Origin of the sequence: Sphingobacterium populi (assembly GCF_001586775.1) — a bacterium.
Taxonomy (GTDB): Bacteria; Bacteroidota; Bacteroidia; order Sphingobacteriales; family Sphingobacteriaceae; genus Sphingobacterium; species Sphingobacterium populi.
Genome location: NZ_LQXS01000001.1, coordinates 525,506 through 542,252 on the forward strand (window position 1 = coordinate 525,506; position 16,747 = coordinate 542,252).

Consider the following 16,747-nt stretch of genomic DNA (forward strand, 5'->3'; position numbering starts at 1 on the left):
GTGCAAAGTATTCTATTGCTGCAACACTTTTGTATAAAAGCGGGTGGCAATCATTATTCGATCACGATGCGCTGGCCTGTCTTAGCAGAAGTTTTTGCTGCTTCCAGGATCTTCACTACCAATAGGTTATTTTTTAGACTGGATAGGTCATTTGCGGGTTCGATCTCATCGTTAAGAACTGCCGATAGATAATGCAAATGGTTGCTGAGGTTTTTAGGCAATGGAGTTGCTATCACTTGCTGATAGCTGGTATCTTCCTGCGCTTTTGTCCTCAAAGTCTGTGGATCGACAGCTTGTATATAACCTGTCTCGCCAAATACCTCCATGTCTTTAATAGAAAATGGCCAATTCCACGATGCTTCTATGATACCCGTAGCGTCGGGATATTCAAGAATAATAGTGGCATCGTCATCCACCTTTGGATATATATCTTTTTTGAGCTGCCGCGTGATAGCCGTGACGGCAATGGGCGCTTGTCCATCCATCAGCCAAGTCATCAGATTTGCACCGTAACAGCCAAAATCAACGAGTGCGCCGCCACCGTTTTGTACGGGGTCTGTAAGCCAGCTCAGAAATTCATTGCTCACTCTTATCTCTTTAGGACCTTGATGACCGTCGTGTACCACCATTTTTCGTATTTTTCCGATTTGCTGCTGCGTCCTGATTTTGTTGTACGCTTCCTGATTACTGGCGTACCAAGTGGTTTCGTAATTCGTCAACACATGAATTTGATGTTTGTGTGCTAATTGAACTATTCGCTCTGCCTGCGCGACTGTCGTTGCTAAAGGTTTTTCGACCATTACCGATATCCCCAAAGGAGCTGCTGCTTCTACCACGCTCAGGTGTTCATTTATGGGGTTATAAGCTAGCACCACATCTGGTTTTGTTTTTTTGAGAAGCGTGGATAAATCTGTATGGAATAAATCGTCTGGTAGGTCATAGCGCTCTTTGAACCGTCGGATCAGATCAGGATTACTCTCTGCAATTCCTACTATATTGACTTGCCGTTTTTCGTAACTGTTCATGATCAAGTACACGTGGTCGTGGCTTAGACCAGCTACGACTACATTCAATTTTTTCTGCGCCATAGCATTCATTCCGGCAGGAAATAAAATAAAGATGCCGAAGGTAAATATGATGAGAGTGTAAAGATATGTTTGCTTCATATTCGTGAGGTTTGTAGGCAATTTAACCTTTATTGAATGAATATGGTGATTTAATGCATCTATTTTCTGTCTTTTTCTGATGAAAAGCGAAACCTATTATTAATAGCGCTGTTAGTTTGTTATGTCTAAAAATGTGACGATAAAGGAAGCCATCTTGTCCTGTGTCGCTGAGCGCGGTGCGGACAAAAGCGTTTGTCCGTCGGAGATTGCACGTTTACTTTTTCCAACAGACTGGCTTGAGCATATGACCGATGTCGTTGATGTAGCCATTGCATTACACCAGCAAGGTAAGGTTGTGATTACGCAAAGCGGTATAGCGATCGATGTAGAGAAGATCAAAGGTCCTATTCGGATTACCTGTGTTTAGCGGCTTGGATTGATTATGTTGTATTTTCAGGCGTATCTCTGCTAGTAGCACACTGCATTCGATTTTTCTATCACAAAAATGGTGATGTGCCAATAGAAATTGCCTGACATGAACTATATTTCTAATCAAATTCTAATCACTGCGATATACAGCCTTAATTTTTTGCAGGTATCTTTGTTTCCTGTAAAGCTATAGCTATTTAGTTAAAGCTCCCGGATCCTACTTATTGTTACACATTCATTCCGATAAGCGGATTGATTATCTTCATAGAAGATCATAGTCGCCGATCGGAAGATCTTTTAGTTATCAAAAATTACGCATGACATTGCTTGTATTTACCCTATTGTTGCTCTTGGGCGCTATTATTGCTGGCACAATCGGTTCTCTTTCTGGTCTTGGTGGAGGAATAGTATTGATTCCTTTGTTGACGCTGGTGTTGGATGTAGATATTCATTACGCCATTGGCGCGGCTTTGGTATCAGTAATCGCGACGTCCTCCGGATCTGCAGCGGCCTATGTTAAATCCGGTGTAGCCAATATTCGCTTAGGGATGTTTTTGGAAATCGCAACGACCGCAGGTGCTGTCGCTGGAGCTATACTGTCGGCTTATGCTCCTACCTCGTATATTTCAATTTTGTTTGGCTTAGCCTTGTTATTTTCTGCTGGCAATTCTCTCAGAAAAAAGCAGGAAGTGATCGACACACACTCCAGTCCATTGGCCAAAACATTGCAACTAGAAGGTACGTATCCAGATCATGCGCAAGGCAGCATCGCGTATGGTACTAGAAATGTCGTAGGCGGTTTTAGCATGATGGGGTTAGCGGGCTTACTTTCCGGAATTTTGGGAATTGGATCTGGCGCTTTTAAAGTGATTGCGATGGATGGCATTATGCGTATCCCTTTCAAAGTATCGACTACCACAAGTAACTTTATGATGGGAGTGACGGCATTAGCCAGTTCGGTAATTTATATGCAAAAGGGCTATATCGTGCCGGCCATCTGTTTGCCAGTGCTTATTGGCGTACTTATTGGTGCGATGATCGGCTCACGAATACTGATGGTTACAGATCCTAAAAAACTACGTGTTTTCTTTGCTTTTATCATCGTTTTCTTAGCGTTGAATATGATTTATAGTGGATTTAAAGGCAAAATGTAATGAAGATGAACGAAACAATTATGCAGAATGCGGTTGGTAACCTGCTGAAATATGGCGTGTGGATTGTCCTATCTGTCGGTATTGTAGGAGGTTTGATATTTTTATCTACGCATGCTGATGCCACAGTAGATTATCGGGATTTTGTGGAAAATGATAGAAGTATCTTTGAGGTGCTCAGGGAGATAGCAGTTGGTATATCTGAAATGGATGGAGCCTCCATTATATATCTGGCAATTATTTTACTTTTTTTGACGCCCTTCGTTCGTCTAATTCTGTCACTTATTAGTTTTATACTGGAGAAAGATCTGATGTACGTACTAATCACGCTTATCGTGCTGATCATCATTTGTTGCAGTGTTTATTTTGGTTATGCACACTAAAATCTAACTGAAATATTTATTAAATTTTGATCGTTTTTTTTCGATGAATAGCATACATTCGTTTTACTAATTAATTATCATTGCCTCTGCTTACAGTAAGGTGTAATACACGTAGTTTAGAATAAATTATAGTCATGAAAGTTCGAAATCTTATAGCTCGCCTTAGGAGGTCAATAGCAAGGTTATTGTTCCGTCGTGACGCCGTGGGATCACATGATTCAAGTAGTAGAGTAGAAGCTAAGCTGATTGGAAAATGGAGATACGTTCACTCTCGCAGTTGGGTAACAACTTCTGAAGGTCCGCAGCTATCCACTCATTATAATACCAAAAATGCAGTTTCAATTGAATTTCGTAAAGGAAACTTTTCATTAAAGGGAGACAAACTGACCTACGAAGGCGAAATTTACACAATACAATTCTATGCAGGTACGCTGATATTGGCGCAAGATCAATATGAAGAAACCTTCGTAAGATCAGACAACTAGTGATACACATATTGATACGACCACCAATCTCATTTAGTCTATAAAAATAGACATATCGCTCAAAATTGATTTTGTAATCTCTTTTCTGGCTTTTGAGAAATTAGGATTATTTTGTTTGACATCTTTTTTTATTCTTGTTGCGAAGAATAGGAGCTGCTCAGGCGTTTCAATGTATCCGACCCACCAGCCAATATCTTGATCAGCTTTCCTAGTCCATCCCGTTTTTTCTCGGAGAATGTAAGCATCGGTTTTTTCAGAAATCATAATTTCCTTTACGGTACTACTAGTTTCTGACGAAAATGGAACCTTATTTTCATGTAAATGAACCAGAAATTCCACTTGATTTTTGGGGGTGATACCAAAATCGCCGTAATTCCAAAAATCAGTGCCCTTTTCGGATAGATTTGCATTGCCATAATCGCATTTTTCCAAATATTGTTGATAGTTGGTTCGTCCAATTTTTTCCGCCAGCCTGACAAAAAACCAAATCGTCGAATTCTTATAAGCTGTTTTAAGATCTGTGTCTTTATTCCAACTATCAATTTCCGTATCAAAATGTTTTTTCCTGATCCGATCCCATTTTAAAACTTCATGTTCGTCCTTTACAGCTTTTTCCTCCAGTGCTATCAGCGCATTCATTATTTTAAATGTAGAAGCCGGCAATGTTTCCGTATGCGCATCCACGCTGTCTGTGAATAGCCATGTTTTATTGTTATAAACATATATCGTTGTGCTGCCCGATACCGCGTACGTGTCAAATAAATGTTGGTATTGGCTTTGTCCAGTGGCTGATCCGGTTAGCACAAAAAACCAGAGGCTTGTTATAAAGATCAGATTAGATTTGGAACTGTGTCGATTTTCAATTATGATTGAACATGCTTTACTGATCAAGGTAATTATCATAAGTTTTTTCTATGTATAGAACACATCTGCTTTTTGAAAGCCATCTGTTTTTGTTAGGTTGATACGTACAATCGTTATTCAGCGCATTCAATTAAAAGTTTCTCTTGCTCTCAATCGTATACGTGAATGAATCTGCTCGGTAGCATCCTACGTTGTATTCAATCGGTACGTTATTAATATCGTACACATAACGTTTTCGGATTAATATGGGTTGGCCAACCTTAATTTCTAATTTCGAAGCAATAAACTGATCGGCAGCAGCTGCACTTATCTCTTCTTTAGAGTTATAGGCTACTACACCGTAGTCTGCCTCCAATATCTCATAAAGCGGACGGTTAAAGTTTTCTGACGCTGAGATAGGAATTGCTGGATTAAACTCGGAAATAAAATACACAAAGGGATTGTCTTTTTTGCCTCTTAATCTTTCTAGCCGCATCACTTTGGTCGATACATCAATCCCGAAAAATGTGGCGACCTCTGCCGATACTTCATTTCGATAGATTTGTAATTCAAAATTTTGTATCTCGATCCCTAGAATTCGCATTTCTTCCGAAAAGCTTAACCAATTCCCGACGCCGCTAAATATCTTTTTCTTTTGTACTCGCGTGCCCACACCTTTTTTGCGCACCAACAAACCTTCTGTGACCAATGTATTTATTGCTTGCCGGAGTGTGTTACGCGATATTTTCAATTGTTCAGACAAATCAACTTCTTTAGGCAAGTGCTGTCCATCTTGATATTGCGGTTCATTTATTAGCTTTCTAAGCAGCTCTTCAGCCTGTTTATGGAACGGTATTGAGCTTTTGTGGTCTATTTGTAGTTTCATGATCTGTTGATAAAATTAAAAAAAATAATATCATTCCTCTTGTTTTTCATCAAATGATTATATATTTGAAACATCATATGTTTATACATACTAATCATATGGTTGAACAATTATACCAATATAAACATGTCAAGTACGTACAAGAAGAAACCTGCTGTTTCATTGAGCGGTTTCATAATCCAAGGGTGGGATGCCATTATTGATCAACTACAACAGATAGTTCACTCACAATCTATCCTAGCGTTGGATTGCTACATTGGGCTATCGGATGAAGAAATTCGTAGAAACATTTCGCCGCTAAATGCTTCCTTAATAATTGCCACCAAAGATTTATTCATTTCTGAAAGTGCATCTATCGCATTGACCGATCGTTTTATGACGGAGGATATCTTATTTGGGTACAATTCAAATATTTCTCTAATAGAATACTTCGATGTTGCAAAGCTAGAGGCAGCGCGTACTAAATTGCGCGAATGTGATGGAACGATCATTATCATCGGGCCTGGTGCGCAGTTGGTTACGCAGCCTGATGTATTGATCTATGCAGATATGCCGCGATGGGAATTGCAGTTGCGTATGCGCAAACAGATGGTTAATGGATTGGGAGTTGATAATTGCAAAGAAGCTTTCTCGTTGCAATACAAACGCGGTTTGTTTAATGATTGGCGAGTGTTGGATAAGCACAAACGAACGCTTTATCAAGAGGTTGACTTTTGGTTGGATACGGTAGTAGCAAATCATCCAAAGATGATTGATAAGTCGACCTTTTGGCGAGGCATGGATAAAGCGGCTAGCTCACCTTTTCGTGTTGTGCCATTTTTTGATCCAGCGCCGTGGGGCGGCCAATGGATGAAGAAGGAATTTGATCTTGAACAATCCAAAATTAACTATGGCTGGGGATTTGACTGTGTACCCGAAGAGAATAGTTTGCTACTCGAAGTAGATGACGTGGTGTTCGAAATGCCAGCGGTTAATTTGATCAACACTCGCAGCAAGCAAGTACTTGGCGCTCCTGTAGAAGCTCGGTTTGGAAAAGATTTTCCTATACGGTTCGATTTTCTGGACACGGTAGCTGGTGGCAATCTGAGTTTGCAAGTACATCCTACTACGCAATATGCGCGCGATCATTTTGGATTGCATTACACGCAGGATGAGAGCTATTACATCATGGAAGCAAAGGAAGATGCGCACGTATATCTTGGATTGAAGCCCGATGTAGATCGGCATCGTATGATCGCTGAATTAAACCAAGCTCAACATAGCGATTTTGTTTTCGATGCCGATAAGTATGTTAATAAAATTCCGACCAAGAAGCACGATCATTTCCTGATTCCCGCAGGTACAATTCATTGCTCAGGTACAAATACTGTGGTACTAGAAATAAGCTCAACACCTAACTTATTTACATTCAAACTATGGGATTGGAATAGGCTAGGGTTAGATAATAAACCACGACCTATCAATGTACAACGTGGTGAGCAGGTTATGAATTGGAACTGTGACACTGAATATACCAAATCACAATTGGTCAATACTGTGGAAGTGCTAGCTAGCGGAGATGGTTGGATAGAAGAGCGTACAGGCTTACACAAAAGCGAATTTATTGAAACGCGGAGACACATTTTCTCAACTACAGTAACACATTATGCGGAAGATAGTGTGCATGTTTTGAACTTGGTGGATGGTGACGAAATCATTATTGAAAGTCCTAGCAATGCGTTTGAATCGATGATTATCCACTACGCGGAGACATTCATCATTCCAGCTTCTTTGGGATGCTACACGATTCGTCCGCATGGCATATCTGAAGGCAAGCAATGTGTCACTATAAAAGCATCAGTTAGGGTCTAAACTATTGATTTTAAGTTGTCGCGCTATGCAATATCATCAAAAAAATAATTCATTCTTTGTTCTTCTACCCATTTTTGTCAATTTTTTCATCATGGGATTTGTCGATGTAGTCGGTGTCGCTACCAATTACGTTAAGAAAGATTTTGTGCTATCAGATACCATGGCCAGCTTCATCCCAATGATGGTATTTGTATGGTTTGCTATTTGCGCTGTTCCGACTGGTTTGCTAATGAGCAAGATCGGACGTCAGAAGACGGTAGGACTATCTCTTGTAGTTACCGTTATTGCTATGGTTATTCCATATATCGCATATAGTTATCTCGGAGTTTTAATTGCATTTGCCTTATTAGGAATAGGCAACACAATTTTACAAGTAGCGCTAAATCCGCTGGCAGCATCTGTCGTGAAAAAAGAGCGGCTTACCAGTATTTTGACGATGGGGCAATTTGTAAAAGCGGTCTCTTCGTTTTTAGGACCAATCCTCGTGGGATATGCGGCAAGTTTTCTTGATAACTGGAGATTTATATTTCTTTTTTATGGCATAGCGCCATGCTATCGATGGTTGTTTTATACACTATGCAATCTGAAGAAATCGTGGAAAGCGATGTCCAAACCTCTTCGTTTTCAAATGTATTGGCTTTATTGAAAGATAAATATCTTGTGCAATGTATAATCGTAATCATTTTAGTGGTCGGCATTGATGTAGGATTGAATACCAGTATTCCTCAGTTATTAATGCAGCGCGTAGCCATGACATTAGACGAGGCTACACTGGGCACAAGTCTTTATTTTGCTATGCGCACTATCGGAACCTTGATGGGTGCTATACTGCTGGTGAAGTGGTCGGCTTTAAAGTTTTTTCGCACAACGATCGTGCTAGCCATTATAGCATTTGTGGGCTTAATGTTTAGCACATCCTTATGGATGCTACTTTTATGTATTGGCATCGTAGGGCTGGCTTGCGCGAATATTTTCTCGATTATATTTTCGCTGGCATTACAGCATGATATGAAGCACGCTAACGCCATCTCTGCATTGATGATAATGGGCGTTTCGGGAGGTGCTTTAGTATTACCATTACAAGGTTTGATCACCGATGCAACTAGTTTTACGGCTGGTCTGTCGGTTATATTGGTGAGTATGTTGATCATTAGTAGAATATCTTATGAGTTCGAATAGAGCGTACAGGTACGATCATGATCAGCGAATTGTATTGACTTTAGATGCTGGTGGTACTAATATGGTTTTCTCGGCTATACGGTCTAATCAGGAGATCGTAATGCCTTATTGTCTTCCCACTCGAGCAGATGATCTTACGCAATGTCTTAAAAATATGGTTGACGGATTTACCTATATCTGGAAGCAACTCCCCAAAGCTCCATCTGCTATCAGTTTTGCATTTCCGGGTCCTGCAGATTACAAAAATGGTATAATACACGATTTACCCAATTTTCCGTCCTTTCGAGGCGGTGTTCCTTTAGGATGTTTTCTAGAAGAACACTTTCAGATTCCTGTATTTATTAATAATGATGGTAATCTGTTTGCTTATGGCGAGGCGCTTTCAGGAGCACTACCTAACTTGAATCGTCGATTGCAATCATTGGGTCATAGCCAAGAGTACCGCAACCTTATTGGCATTACATTCGGCACTGGATTTGGATCTGGCGTGGTCATTAATAATCACTTGCTTACTGGAGATAATGATTGTGGAGGCGATGTTTGGTTGTATCGCAATAAGTTGTTTCCAGATTTGATTGCCGAGGAGAGTGTGAGTATTCGTGCGATTTTGCGGGTGTATCATGAATTTGTGGGTAAAGCCGATGACACGCTTACGCCTAGTGATATTTTTTGTATTGCTGAAGGTGGGATGGCTGGAAACCAGCAAGCAGCTCAAGCAAGTTTTGCACGATTTGGCGAAGTAGCTGGTGATGTGATTGCACATCAACTCATGTTTGCAGACGGCATCGTGGTACTAGGAGGTGGTATCATGGGCGCATCAAAATATATTATGCCTGCTTTGCTTCAGGAGATGCATTCCAAACTGGGTACTTTTTCAGGTGCAAAATTTGATCGTCTTCCAATGCAGCTTATAGATGCTGACAACGACCGACAGTTTAATGATTCTCTTGCACAAAAGCCGATTAAAATAAGCGTGCCGAATACTAATCGCACGGTCGATTATAACCCTATCAAAAAGACTTTTATTATGAAAACTTTGCTAGGTACTAGCAAAGCAGTTTCATTGGGTGCGTATGCGTACGCGCTACATTCATTAGGAAATTAGATTATTTGTCCATCCATATTAAATGATGATACTATGAAAAAATAACCACCTAGCATAGGATTTTATAAAAATCCTCAGGCAATTAACAATTTTACCTATACAATACTGACTTCTCTACCAGTAGTACTAACCATATATTATTTATAAGCCGCTAGAAACAAACTTTCATAAAAATACAGCTTGAACAGCGCTTTTTTATGAATTACTCATGCCTATATCATCCGCACAGCCGGATCATAGTGGGTATATCAATCAAAATTAAATTATGATGCTATGAAAACTAGACTACCAATTTTTAAACGTCGGAAGCACTGCTCCAGTAATTCTGGCCTAATGAAAATTTCCTTTATTAGATATTTATTGTGTGCGGTGTTGGGAATAAGCACTTTTTCAGCACTTGCGCAGAATCAAACTTTTTCTATTGAAGGGACCATTGTAAATGAAGACGATGCACCTGTGTCGGGAGCTTCGATTATTGAAAAAGGTAGCAGTAATGCGACACGTTCTGACGGAGAAGGTCGTTTTGTGCTGAACGTGACTTCCGCGAATGCGACGCTGACGATCTCTTATATAGGATATGCGCCACAAGACGTGGCTATAAATGGAAGAAGCAATGTACAAATTGTGCTTTCTTCTTCTAGTGAAGACATTGATGAAATTGTGGTAGTTGGGTATGGAACACAACGCAAGTCAAATGTGACGGGAGCAATCTCATCCGTCGATGTAAAAGAATTAGAAGGTAGGCCTGTCATCAACGTGGTAGAAGCTTTGCAGGGAACCACACCAGGATTGACGATCCAACAGAGCACTTCTCAACCTGGAAGTCGTCCAGCTATTAATATTCGCGGTATCAACACACTGAATAATAATGATCCCATGGTTATTATCGATGGTATTATTGGAGATATTCAGAACGTGAATATGAATGATATTGAAAACATTTCGGTCTTAAAAGATGCAGCATCAGCCGCTATCTATGGCTCCCGTGCGTCTAACGGTGTCATCCTAATTACGACAAAAAGGGGTAATAAGAATACTTCCCGACTATCTTACGATTATATTTTGGGCATGCAGACGCCCACATTTCTTCCTAAGATCGTTGAACCTTGGATCTATGCTGAATTGCGAAACGAAGCGCTTTTCAATTCAGGTCGGCCGACACAGTTTTCCGCAGATCAGATTAGGGACTTTCGTAATAACCCCAGCGGTAGCAATTGGATGAAAGAAATTTATCGAGAGCGAGCACCTCAACAGATGCACAATTTGTCTTTATCTGGTGGTGGCGATAAGACAACTTACCTCATATCTGCTGCTTACACAGATCAAGAAAGTATGTTGCAAGGACCTAATTATGGACTGGATCGGATCAATTTTCGGACAAATCTGGAAACGCAAGTTTCTGAAAGATTCAAAGTTGGCTTACTCGCTGCGTACGCCAGAAATACATTGAATGACCATGCCTACTGGACAGAATGGATCATCGAGCAAGCTGTACGAATGCCATCAATCTATCCTATTAAGAATGAAAATGGAGATTATAATTATCCAGGCGGTAGTAATTCGAATGCATTAGCACGATTAGAACAAGGTGGTTTACGCACAAGCTCAAATGGAGATCTGTCTGGTATACTGAATGCGGAATTTAAAATAGCAGATGGTTTAAAAATACAGGGCATGGTGGGTACGCAACTTTACGAAAATCGTCTTAAAGAAAATCGCAGAGCGATTCCCGGATCGGGCGATCTAGAAAATAGAATGACCAACAGCAGCCAGCGCATACAAAACATTACTACAAACCTTATCCTGTCATATGATAAAAACTGGGGTGATCATACGCTCAATTCTATGGTTGGATATTCGTACGAGGGAAGTACCGATAATCGATTTGAAACGTTTCGAATCGTAGAAGAATCCAAATATGATATCATGGGTGGAGCACAAACATCCAACACCGGCAATCAGGAATGGCAAAATGAATGGTCAATTTATTCCGCATTTTTGCGTGCCAATTACAGTTACGATGATCGGTATTTGTTTGAGTTTAATCTTCGGGATGATGTTTCCTCCAAATTCCGCAAAGGAAATCGGTCAGCTTGGTTTCCTTCTATGTCCGCTGGCTGGCGTGTCTCCGAAGAAAGCTTTTATCCAGAAAGCCTAAAAGATGTCATGAATTCGGCAAAATTAAGATCATCATGGGGACTTGTTGGAAATAATCGAATTGCAGATTACCAATATCAAGCTACGGTAAATGTTTCCCAAGGCTACAATTTTGGAAACACTATCTATCCTGTTGCTTCTTTTGATGCCGTGAATCCAGATTTGCGTTGGGAGACAACCCGTATGTTCAACGTGGGTGCAGATCTCGGTTTCTTTAACAATGCGCTGACCTTATCAGGAGAATACTATGTTAATGATACTTACGATATCCTAATTGGTATCCCTGTGCCTGGTTTATTCGGCGGTGGTACACCAATTCAAAATGCAGGAAGAGTGCAAAACAAAGGTTGGGAGCTTGCAGCCCGTTATCTATTCAATACTGGCGCAGTCAATCACAGTATATCTGGAAACATATCTGATAGTAAAAATAAAGTAATAGACTTAAAAGGTACTGAGTGGATCAACGGCTTTGATGTCAATACGATCGTGCGTGAAGGTTATCCTATAGACTCATACTATGCATTTCGTGCTGATGGGTATTTTCAGTCGGAAGACGAGGTAGCACGCGGGCCACATCTCAACGGTATTATTCCTAAACCTGGTGACATCCGCTATCTAGACAAGAATGGTGATGGCGTTATCAGAGAAGATGATGATAGATACGTACTCGGCAATAGGTTTCCACGCTTTTTGTATGGCTTCAACTATGCTGCCGGATGGAAGGGTTTAGATTTCTCTATGTTTTGGCAAGGAGTGGGGCAAAGAAATGTATGGATGAGAGGTGAATCGGTAGAAGCCTTTCATAACAATAACGAAGGACCCATATTTGATTTTCATATTGACAGATGGACGAGCACCAATCCTGATGCAATTTATCCGCGCCTTACCATTGGTGCTGAATCGGTAAATAATGCAGCAAAATCAAACTTTTGGATAGATAATGCCGCGTATTTGCGTTTAAAAAATGTACAGCTCGGTTATACCTTTCCACAAGCGTGGACCAATCGGATTTCGCTAAGCCGTCTTCGAATCTATACGAGTATTCAAAATGCGTTGACCATATCAAATATGAAAGGCGGATGGGATCCCGAAGCGTCGGATGGTAGCGGACGAATATATCCGGTAAACAGAACCTTCGCAGTTGGCCTAAATCTTATTTTTTAATTCCTACTATCATGAAAACATACTCATTACGATACTACATTGCCATTTTCACGGTGTCACTATTATTGGCATCTTGTCATGACCTAGACTTGACACCCCACGATCGAGAAACAGATGTAGCCTACTGGGACAAACCCGAATCGGCAGCCTATACGATCAATAAATGTTATCAAGGCATGAACAATGCCGATGAAGTTCTGTATGCGGACGCCATGACGGATAATGCTTACACAAAAGTGCCAAGCTCGCACAATCAAGCAATTGGTAACGGTGCATATTCTACTGCCGATAACTATGTGCGTTCGGTTTGGGGATATCGGTATTCGGGTATTCATCAGTGCAATCAGTTGTTAGACAATCTTGATCGTATACCTGGCCTAAGTGATGAACTGCGAAATAGATATCGGGGAGAGGCCCTATTTATTCGTGCTTATCATTACTTCGAGTTGTATTCCAAATTTGGTGATATTCCATTCGTTACCCATGTGATTTCTATTGCAGACTCTAAAACAGTATCACGCACAGCCAAATCGGAAGTCGTATCGGCACTGCTCAATCAACTATCAGAGGTAATCGATAACAATTACTTGCCTGTTAGCTATGACTCGGAAAACACAGGCCGTATAACGAGGTGGGCGGCAATGGGGCTCAAAGCGCGTATACTTCTTTTTGAAGGTTCTTCGAGATTTAACGAAATCATTCCTATTACCAACCGAATCATCAATGAAGGCGGTTTTGCTTTGCATAACAACTATGAAAGCTTATTTCACATCCAACAGGAGAATAACACGGAAGTGATGTTGGACGTACAGTACAAACCTGTCGATAGAGAGCATCAGGTACAATACCATTTTTTGCCACCATCGTTGGGCGGCTATTCACAGTTATCTCCGCTTCAAGAATTAGTGGACAACTATATTACGCTGGATGGTTACACGATCACAGACGCACCGTCAGCGAGCTATGATCCTACAGATCCTTTTGCCAACAGAGATCCTCGGTTGGCAGCCACAGTCATGTACACCGGCAATTCGTACACTTTGGCAGACGGATCATTGCACACCGTAGATAGTAGAAAAGGTGTTGCTCCAGATGGTTTCGATTTCGCTTCTGATGCCTCGGCTACTGGATATTACATCAAAAAATATTGGGATAATACCTACCGATCCAATTTGATGTCAGGTCTTAATATCATCTTGATGCGTTATGCAGACATTCTGTTGATGCATGCTGAAGTGCTGGCAGAGCAGGGGCAGCTCAATCAGACGGAGTGGAATCGTACTATCCGCCCACTTCGTGAGCGGGCTGGCTTTACTGCAGCAAGTGCTTTGGATTTCCCATCTGGTGGTAATCTGAAAGATATTGTACGACGAGAGCGTCGTAGCGAGCTGGCGCTCGAAGGTTTGCGACATAAAGATATCATACGTTGGCGAATAGCCGAAAATGTGCTTAATGGCTGGTGCCATGGTCTTTTTACGGGTGATGCCGTCGGTACCGACAATGGTTATGTGCGTGTGGAGCAGAGAAAGTTTGATCCATCGAGGCATTACTTCTGGCCAATTCCGCAAAGCGAAAGAGATTTAAATACCAATTTGACACAAAATCCTCAATGGTAAAGCTAAAAACGCCAATTATGAAAAAGCTATTTTTATTAATTATGACAGCATTCGCACTGACGATAAGCGGCTGCGCCAAAAAATATACGCTTTCCACCGATTTTGGAGAGCCTACCACATTATCCTCGCCAGAGCGCGTCATTCTCGATGTGGCATCTAACAATAATATTGTACTATCTTGGAGTGGCGGTGGCGCACTTGATGGTTCGTACGCGCTCTATGAGGTATTATTCCATAGAAAAGGGGAAAACACAACAGAGCCTATCGAATGGATTAAAAGTGATCAAGGTGCTGAGCAAAAATTAACCCTCACACACGCCACGTTAAACGCGATAGCTAGAAAAGCTGGAATCAAACCTGGTGAAAAAGGTGAATTATCTTGGACAGTAGTTACCTCAAAAGGTGGAGAACGGTTAACGACCGATCTGAAAAAAGATATTGAAGTAACTCGCGGCGAAGGAATTGACAATATGCCTAATAGCCTTTATTTGTTCGGAGCAGGGAATGAAAGTAATGGTGCAGAAGGTTCTCTTTTTCGAAAAGCAGCAGATGGTATTTATGTTATCTACAGCCAAGTAATTGGCAGCGGTGAACTTGAATTTAAAGGCAAAGTCGGAGAAGAAGAATATAGCTATTTTTTGGATAATGACAAACTCAAAGAAGGCGTTGGTACAATGACTGTAGCGCCCAATACCAATCCATACCGCATCACAGTAGATTTTAATACACTGTCTATAAAAACCGAGTTGATTACTAATGTTCGCGCCATTTGGGGAGCGACGTATGATGTTATCGGTCAGTTAGCTTATATCGGCGCGGGCAAATTTGTCGCTAACAATAGCGTAATCCGATTTATAGATCCTAGCAAGCCGGAAACCAATCCTCCAGGATGGCTCGGCTGGATAGAGGAAAGATATTATTTTATCGCTGAAGTAGATAACGTTGAAAAATGTTGGGGGCGCATGGATGGCGTTAGTAGCGAAAGACCAGTAGGAGGTGAGCCATTATCATTCTACGAATTAGGTGAATTCACTTGGAGCCAATGGGATCATTTGTGGAAAATGAAGGGCAGTCTGGATTCCAAACGAGCTACCATTACAATACATACCAATAAGGATAATTTGATGGTACATGAATTTTCTAACATTACTAATCTCTAACTTATGAAGAATACAGTTTTTTTTCTTTTAGCCGCATTTATGATCACCGGTTGTGATGATGGATCCGAACCCATCATAAGACCAGATGATCCAATTACATCACCTGTAGAGACAATTAAAGCACCAGCACGTGCAAAAGAAATCTTTGATCTCATCAATCAATATTATAAAGCAGGCGATCTCTATAAAGAAAACTATCCGGTGCAAACAGGTGATAATACCTATTCCTATCTATGGCCATACGATGCCGTAGTTAGCGGTGCTTCACAATTGCACCAGTTGGGCTACGAGGTGCGGTACAACGAAATCGTGGCAGGATTCGAGAAATATTACAGACAAACCGCACACGGAAATAATATCGGTGGTTATGGATCTTCTACCGATGGTGCTACCGGTGGAGGAACACGTTTTTACGACGATAATTCGATTATCGGTGTCAATTTGATAGAAGCGTATCATATCACCAAAGATGTCACATACATCGATCGTGCGGCACGCATTGTACCATTCTTAGAAAGTGGAGTAGACGATAAATTAGGTGGAGCACTGTGGTGGAATGAAGATCATCGCTATGATCCCTCGTCCAACGAAGCCAATAAGCCAACCTGCTCAAACGGCTATGCTACATTATTTTTGTTGATGTATTATGAGGTATGTACCGAAGCTGAAAAAGAACGCGTGTTGCAGCTCGCAACCGATTTATACCGTTGGTTACGTACAAATTTATATGACCCGACTACCAAATGCTATTGGAACGATAAAAACGCCAATGGATCTATAAATACACGATTGTGGACCTACAATGCGGGCGTAATGGTACAAAATGGCGTCCGATTAGCATTGATAACAGGCGATAATCAGTACCTCGAAGAAGCCAAAATAACCGCTCAGGGTGCTTACGACTATTTCGTGAAAAGTCGTAATGGAATCTTAGCTTACACCGTAACAGATCCCTGGTTCAATACCAAACTGCTGCGTGCGTATATCGACTTGGCACCACACGATGATCGCGCTAAAACATACATTGATACCTATTATAACTTTATCAATAATGGCTATACCAAAGCACGAACGAATGCCGGTTTCTTTTATGAAGATTGGACAGGAGGTAGTCAAGGTAGATACTACTCCTTGCTGATGCAAGGTGCTGTAGTCGAATCCTACGGTGCTTTGGCATTATTCCGTGGAGAGACAAAAGATTAGCGGCTATGAAAGTAAAATTATTACTGTTC

15 protein-coding genes are annotated in these 16,747 nt (G+C 41.0%); 12 read left to right on the forward strand and 3 right to left on the reverse strand.

All coding sequences use genetic code 11. From position 1 onward, the window contains the following. Positions 1–53: 53 nt before the first annotated feature. Complete coding sequence (locus A0125_RS02045) at positions 54–1,166, reverse strand: Gfo/Idh/MocA family protein (RefSeq protein WP_082784849.1); 1,113 nt, start codon at positions 1,164–1,166, stop codon at positions 54–56. A gap of 121 nt (positions 1,167–1,287) precedes the next feature. Here A0125_RS02045 and A0125_RS02050 point away from each other — a divergent pair, with 121 nt between their 5' ends. The 4 genes from A0125_RS02050 (at position 1,288) to A0125_RS02065 (ending at position 3,554) form a co-directional block, all read left to right on the forward strand. Further along, a complete protein-coding gene (locus A0125_RS02050) occupies positions 1,288–1,533 on the forward strand; it encodes a DUF3253 domain-containing protein (protein WP_066751421.1) in 246 nt (81 codons plus the stop codon). Between the two features lie 319 nt (positions 1,534–1,852). Beyond that, positions 1,853–2,689: a sulfite exporter TauE/SafE family protein gene (locus tag A0125_RS02055; RefSeq protein WP_066751424.1), complete on the forward strand. Its 837-nt coding sequence runs from the start codon at positions 1,853–1,855 to the stop codon at positions 2,687–2,689. Next, a complete protein-coding gene (locus tag A0125_RS02060; RefSeq protein ID WP_066751429.1) occupies positions 2,689–3,069 on the forward strand; it encodes a DUF1634 domain-containing protein in 381 nt (126 codons plus the stop codon). Before A0125_RS02055 ends, A0125_RS02060 begins: the two co-directional genes overlap by 1 nt. A gap of 134 nt (positions 3,070–3,203) precedes the next feature. Then, positions 3,204–3,554: a hypothetical protein gene (locus A0125_RS02065; protein WP_156472381.1), complete on the forward strand. Its 351-nt coding sequence runs from the start codon at positions 3,204–3,206 to the stop codon at positions 3,552–3,554. A 33-nt stretch (positions 3,555–3,587) separates the two neighbouring features. Here the strand turns inward: A0125_RS02065 and A0125_RS02070 are convergent, their stop codons facing one another. Both A0125_RS02070 and A0125_RS02075 read right to left on the reverse strand, forming a co-directional pair. Continuing rightward, a complete protein-coding gene (locus A0125_RS02070) occupies positions 3,588–4,457 on the reverse strand; it encodes a penicillin-binding transpeptidase domain-containing protein (protein ID WP_082784850.1) in 870 nt (289 codons plus the stop codon). Positions 4,458–4,548: 91 nt separating this feature from the next. Beyond that, on the reverse strand, positions 4,549–5,283 hold the full coding sequence (locus tag A0125_RS02075; RefSeq protein ID WP_066751435.1) for a GntR family transcriptional regulator: 735 nt from the start codon (positions 5,281–5,283) through the stop codon (positions 4,549–4,551). Positions 5,284–5,409: 126 nt separating this feature from the next. On the opposite strand from A0125_RS02075, the gene A0125_RS02080 reads away from it, so the two are divergent. From A0125_RS02080 to A0125_RS02110, 8 genes are all read left to right on the forward strand, one after another. After that, positions 5,410–7,134 (forward strand): class I mannose-6-phosphate isomerase, encoded by a 1,725-nt coding sequence (locus A0125_RS02080; protein ID WP_066751437.1) that lies wholly within the window; start codon positions 5,410–5,412, stop codon positions 7,132–7,134. A gap of 25 nt (positions 7,135–7,159) precedes the next feature. Then, positions 7,160–7,780, forward strand: a complete 621-nt coding sequence (locus A0125_RS15730; RefSeq protein WP_197464729.1) for an MFS transporter — start codon at positions 7,160–7,162, stop codon at positions 7,778–7,780. Between the two features lie 14 nt (positions 7,781–7,794). Beyond that, positions 7,795–8,313, forward strand: coding sequence for an MFS transporter (locus tag A0125_RS15735; protein WP_197464730.1), 519 nt, complete (start codon positions 7,795–7,797; stop codon positions 8,311–8,313). Then, positions 8,300–9,418 carry an ROK family protein gene (locus A0125_RS02090; protein WP_066751440.1) on the forward strand — a complete coding sequence of 373 codons (1,119 nt, stop codon included), beginning with the start codon at positions 8,300–8,302 and terminating at the stop codon, positions 9,416–9,418. The genes A0125_RS15735 and A0125_RS02090 overlap by 14 nt, the downstream gene beginning before the upstream one ends. Before the next feature lie 333 nt (positions 9,419–9,751). Next, positions 9,752–12,739, forward strand: coding sequence for a SusC/RagA family TonB-linked outer membrane protein (locus A0125_RS02095; protein ID WP_066751442.1), 2,988 nt, complete (start codon positions 9,752–9,754; stop codon positions 12,737–12,739). A gap of 11 nt (positions 12,740–12,750) precedes the next feature. Continuing rightward, the gene (locus A0125_RS02100; protein ID WP_066751444.1) at positions 12,751–14,355 is read left to right on the forward strand and encodes a RagB/SusD family nutrient uptake outer membrane protein; all 1,605 of its coding nucleotides are present in this window, start codon (positions 12,751–12,753) and stop codon (positions 14,353–14,355) included. Between the two features lie 17 nt (positions 14,356–14,372). Next, complete coding sequence (locus tag A0125_RS02105) at positions 14,373–15,515, forward strand: SusE domain-containing protein (RefSeq protein WP_066752675.1); 1,143 nt, start codon at positions 14,373–14,375, stop codon at positions 15,513–15,515. Between the two features lie 3 nt (positions 15,516–15,518). Further along, complete coding sequence (locus A0125_RS02110) at positions 15,519–16,718, forward strand: glycoside hydrolase family 76 protein (protein WP_066751447.1); 1,200 nt, start codon at positions 15,519–15,521, stop codon at positions 16,716–16,718. Positions 16,719–16,747 lie beyond the last annotated feature (29 nt).

Bases quoted from the DNA above. Each gene is read 5' to 3' on its own strand.
- A0125_RS02045 (WP_082784849.1), bottom strand. From the start codon at position 1,166: ATGAAGCAAACATATCTTTACACTCTCATCATATTTACCTTCGGCATC.
- A0125_RS02050 (WP_066751421.1), top strand. From the start codon at position 1,288: ATGTCTAAAAATGTGACGATAAAGGAAGCCATCTTGTCCTGTGTCGCT.
- A0125_RS02055 (WP_066751424.1), top strand. From the start codon at position 1,853: ATGACATTGCTTGTATTTACCCTATTGTTGCTCTTGGGCGCTATTATT.
- A0125_RS02060 (WP_066751429.1), top strand. From the start codon at position 2,689: ATGAAGATGAACGAAACAATTATGCAGAATGCGGTTGGTAACCTGCTG.
- A0125_RS02065 (WP_156472381.1), top strand. From the start codon at position 3,204: ATGAAAGTTCGAAATCTTATAGCTCGCCTTAGGAGGTCAATAGCAAGG.
- A0125_RS02070 (WP_082784850.1), bottom strand. From the start codon at position 4,457: ATGATAATTACCTTGATCAGTAAAGCATGTTCAATCATAATTGAAAAT.
- A0125_RS02075 (WP_066751435.1), bottom strand. From the start codon at position 5,283: ATGAAACTACAAATAGACCACAAAAGCTCAATACCGTTCCATAAACAG.
- A0125_RS02080 (WP_066751437.1), top strand. From the start codon at position 5,410: ATGTCAAGTACGTACAAGAAGAAACCTGCTGTTTCATTGAGCGGTTTC.
- A0125_RS15730 (WP_197464729.1), top strand. From the start codon at position 7,160: ATGCAATATCATCAAAAAAATAATTCATTCTTTGTTCTTCTACCCATT.
- A0125_RS02090 (WP_066751440.1), top strand. From the start codon at position 8,300: ATGAGTTCGAATAGAGCGTACAGGTACGATCATGATCAGCGAATTGTA.
- A0125_RS02095 (WP_066751442.1), top strand. From the start codon at position 9,752: ATGAAAATTTCCTTTATTAGATATTTATTGTGTGCGGTGTTGGGAATA.
- A0125_RS02100 (WP_066751444.1), top strand. From the start codon at position 12,751: ATGAAAACATACTCATTACGATACTACATTGCCATTTTCACGGTGTCA.
- A0125_RS02105 (WP_066752675.1), top strand. From the start codon at position 14,373: ATGAAAAAGCTATTTTTATTAATTATGACAGCATTCGCACTGACGATA.
- A0125_RS02110 (WP_066751447.1), top strand. From the start codon at position 15,519: ATGAAGAATACAGTTTTTTTTCTTTTAGCCGCATTTATGATCACCGGT.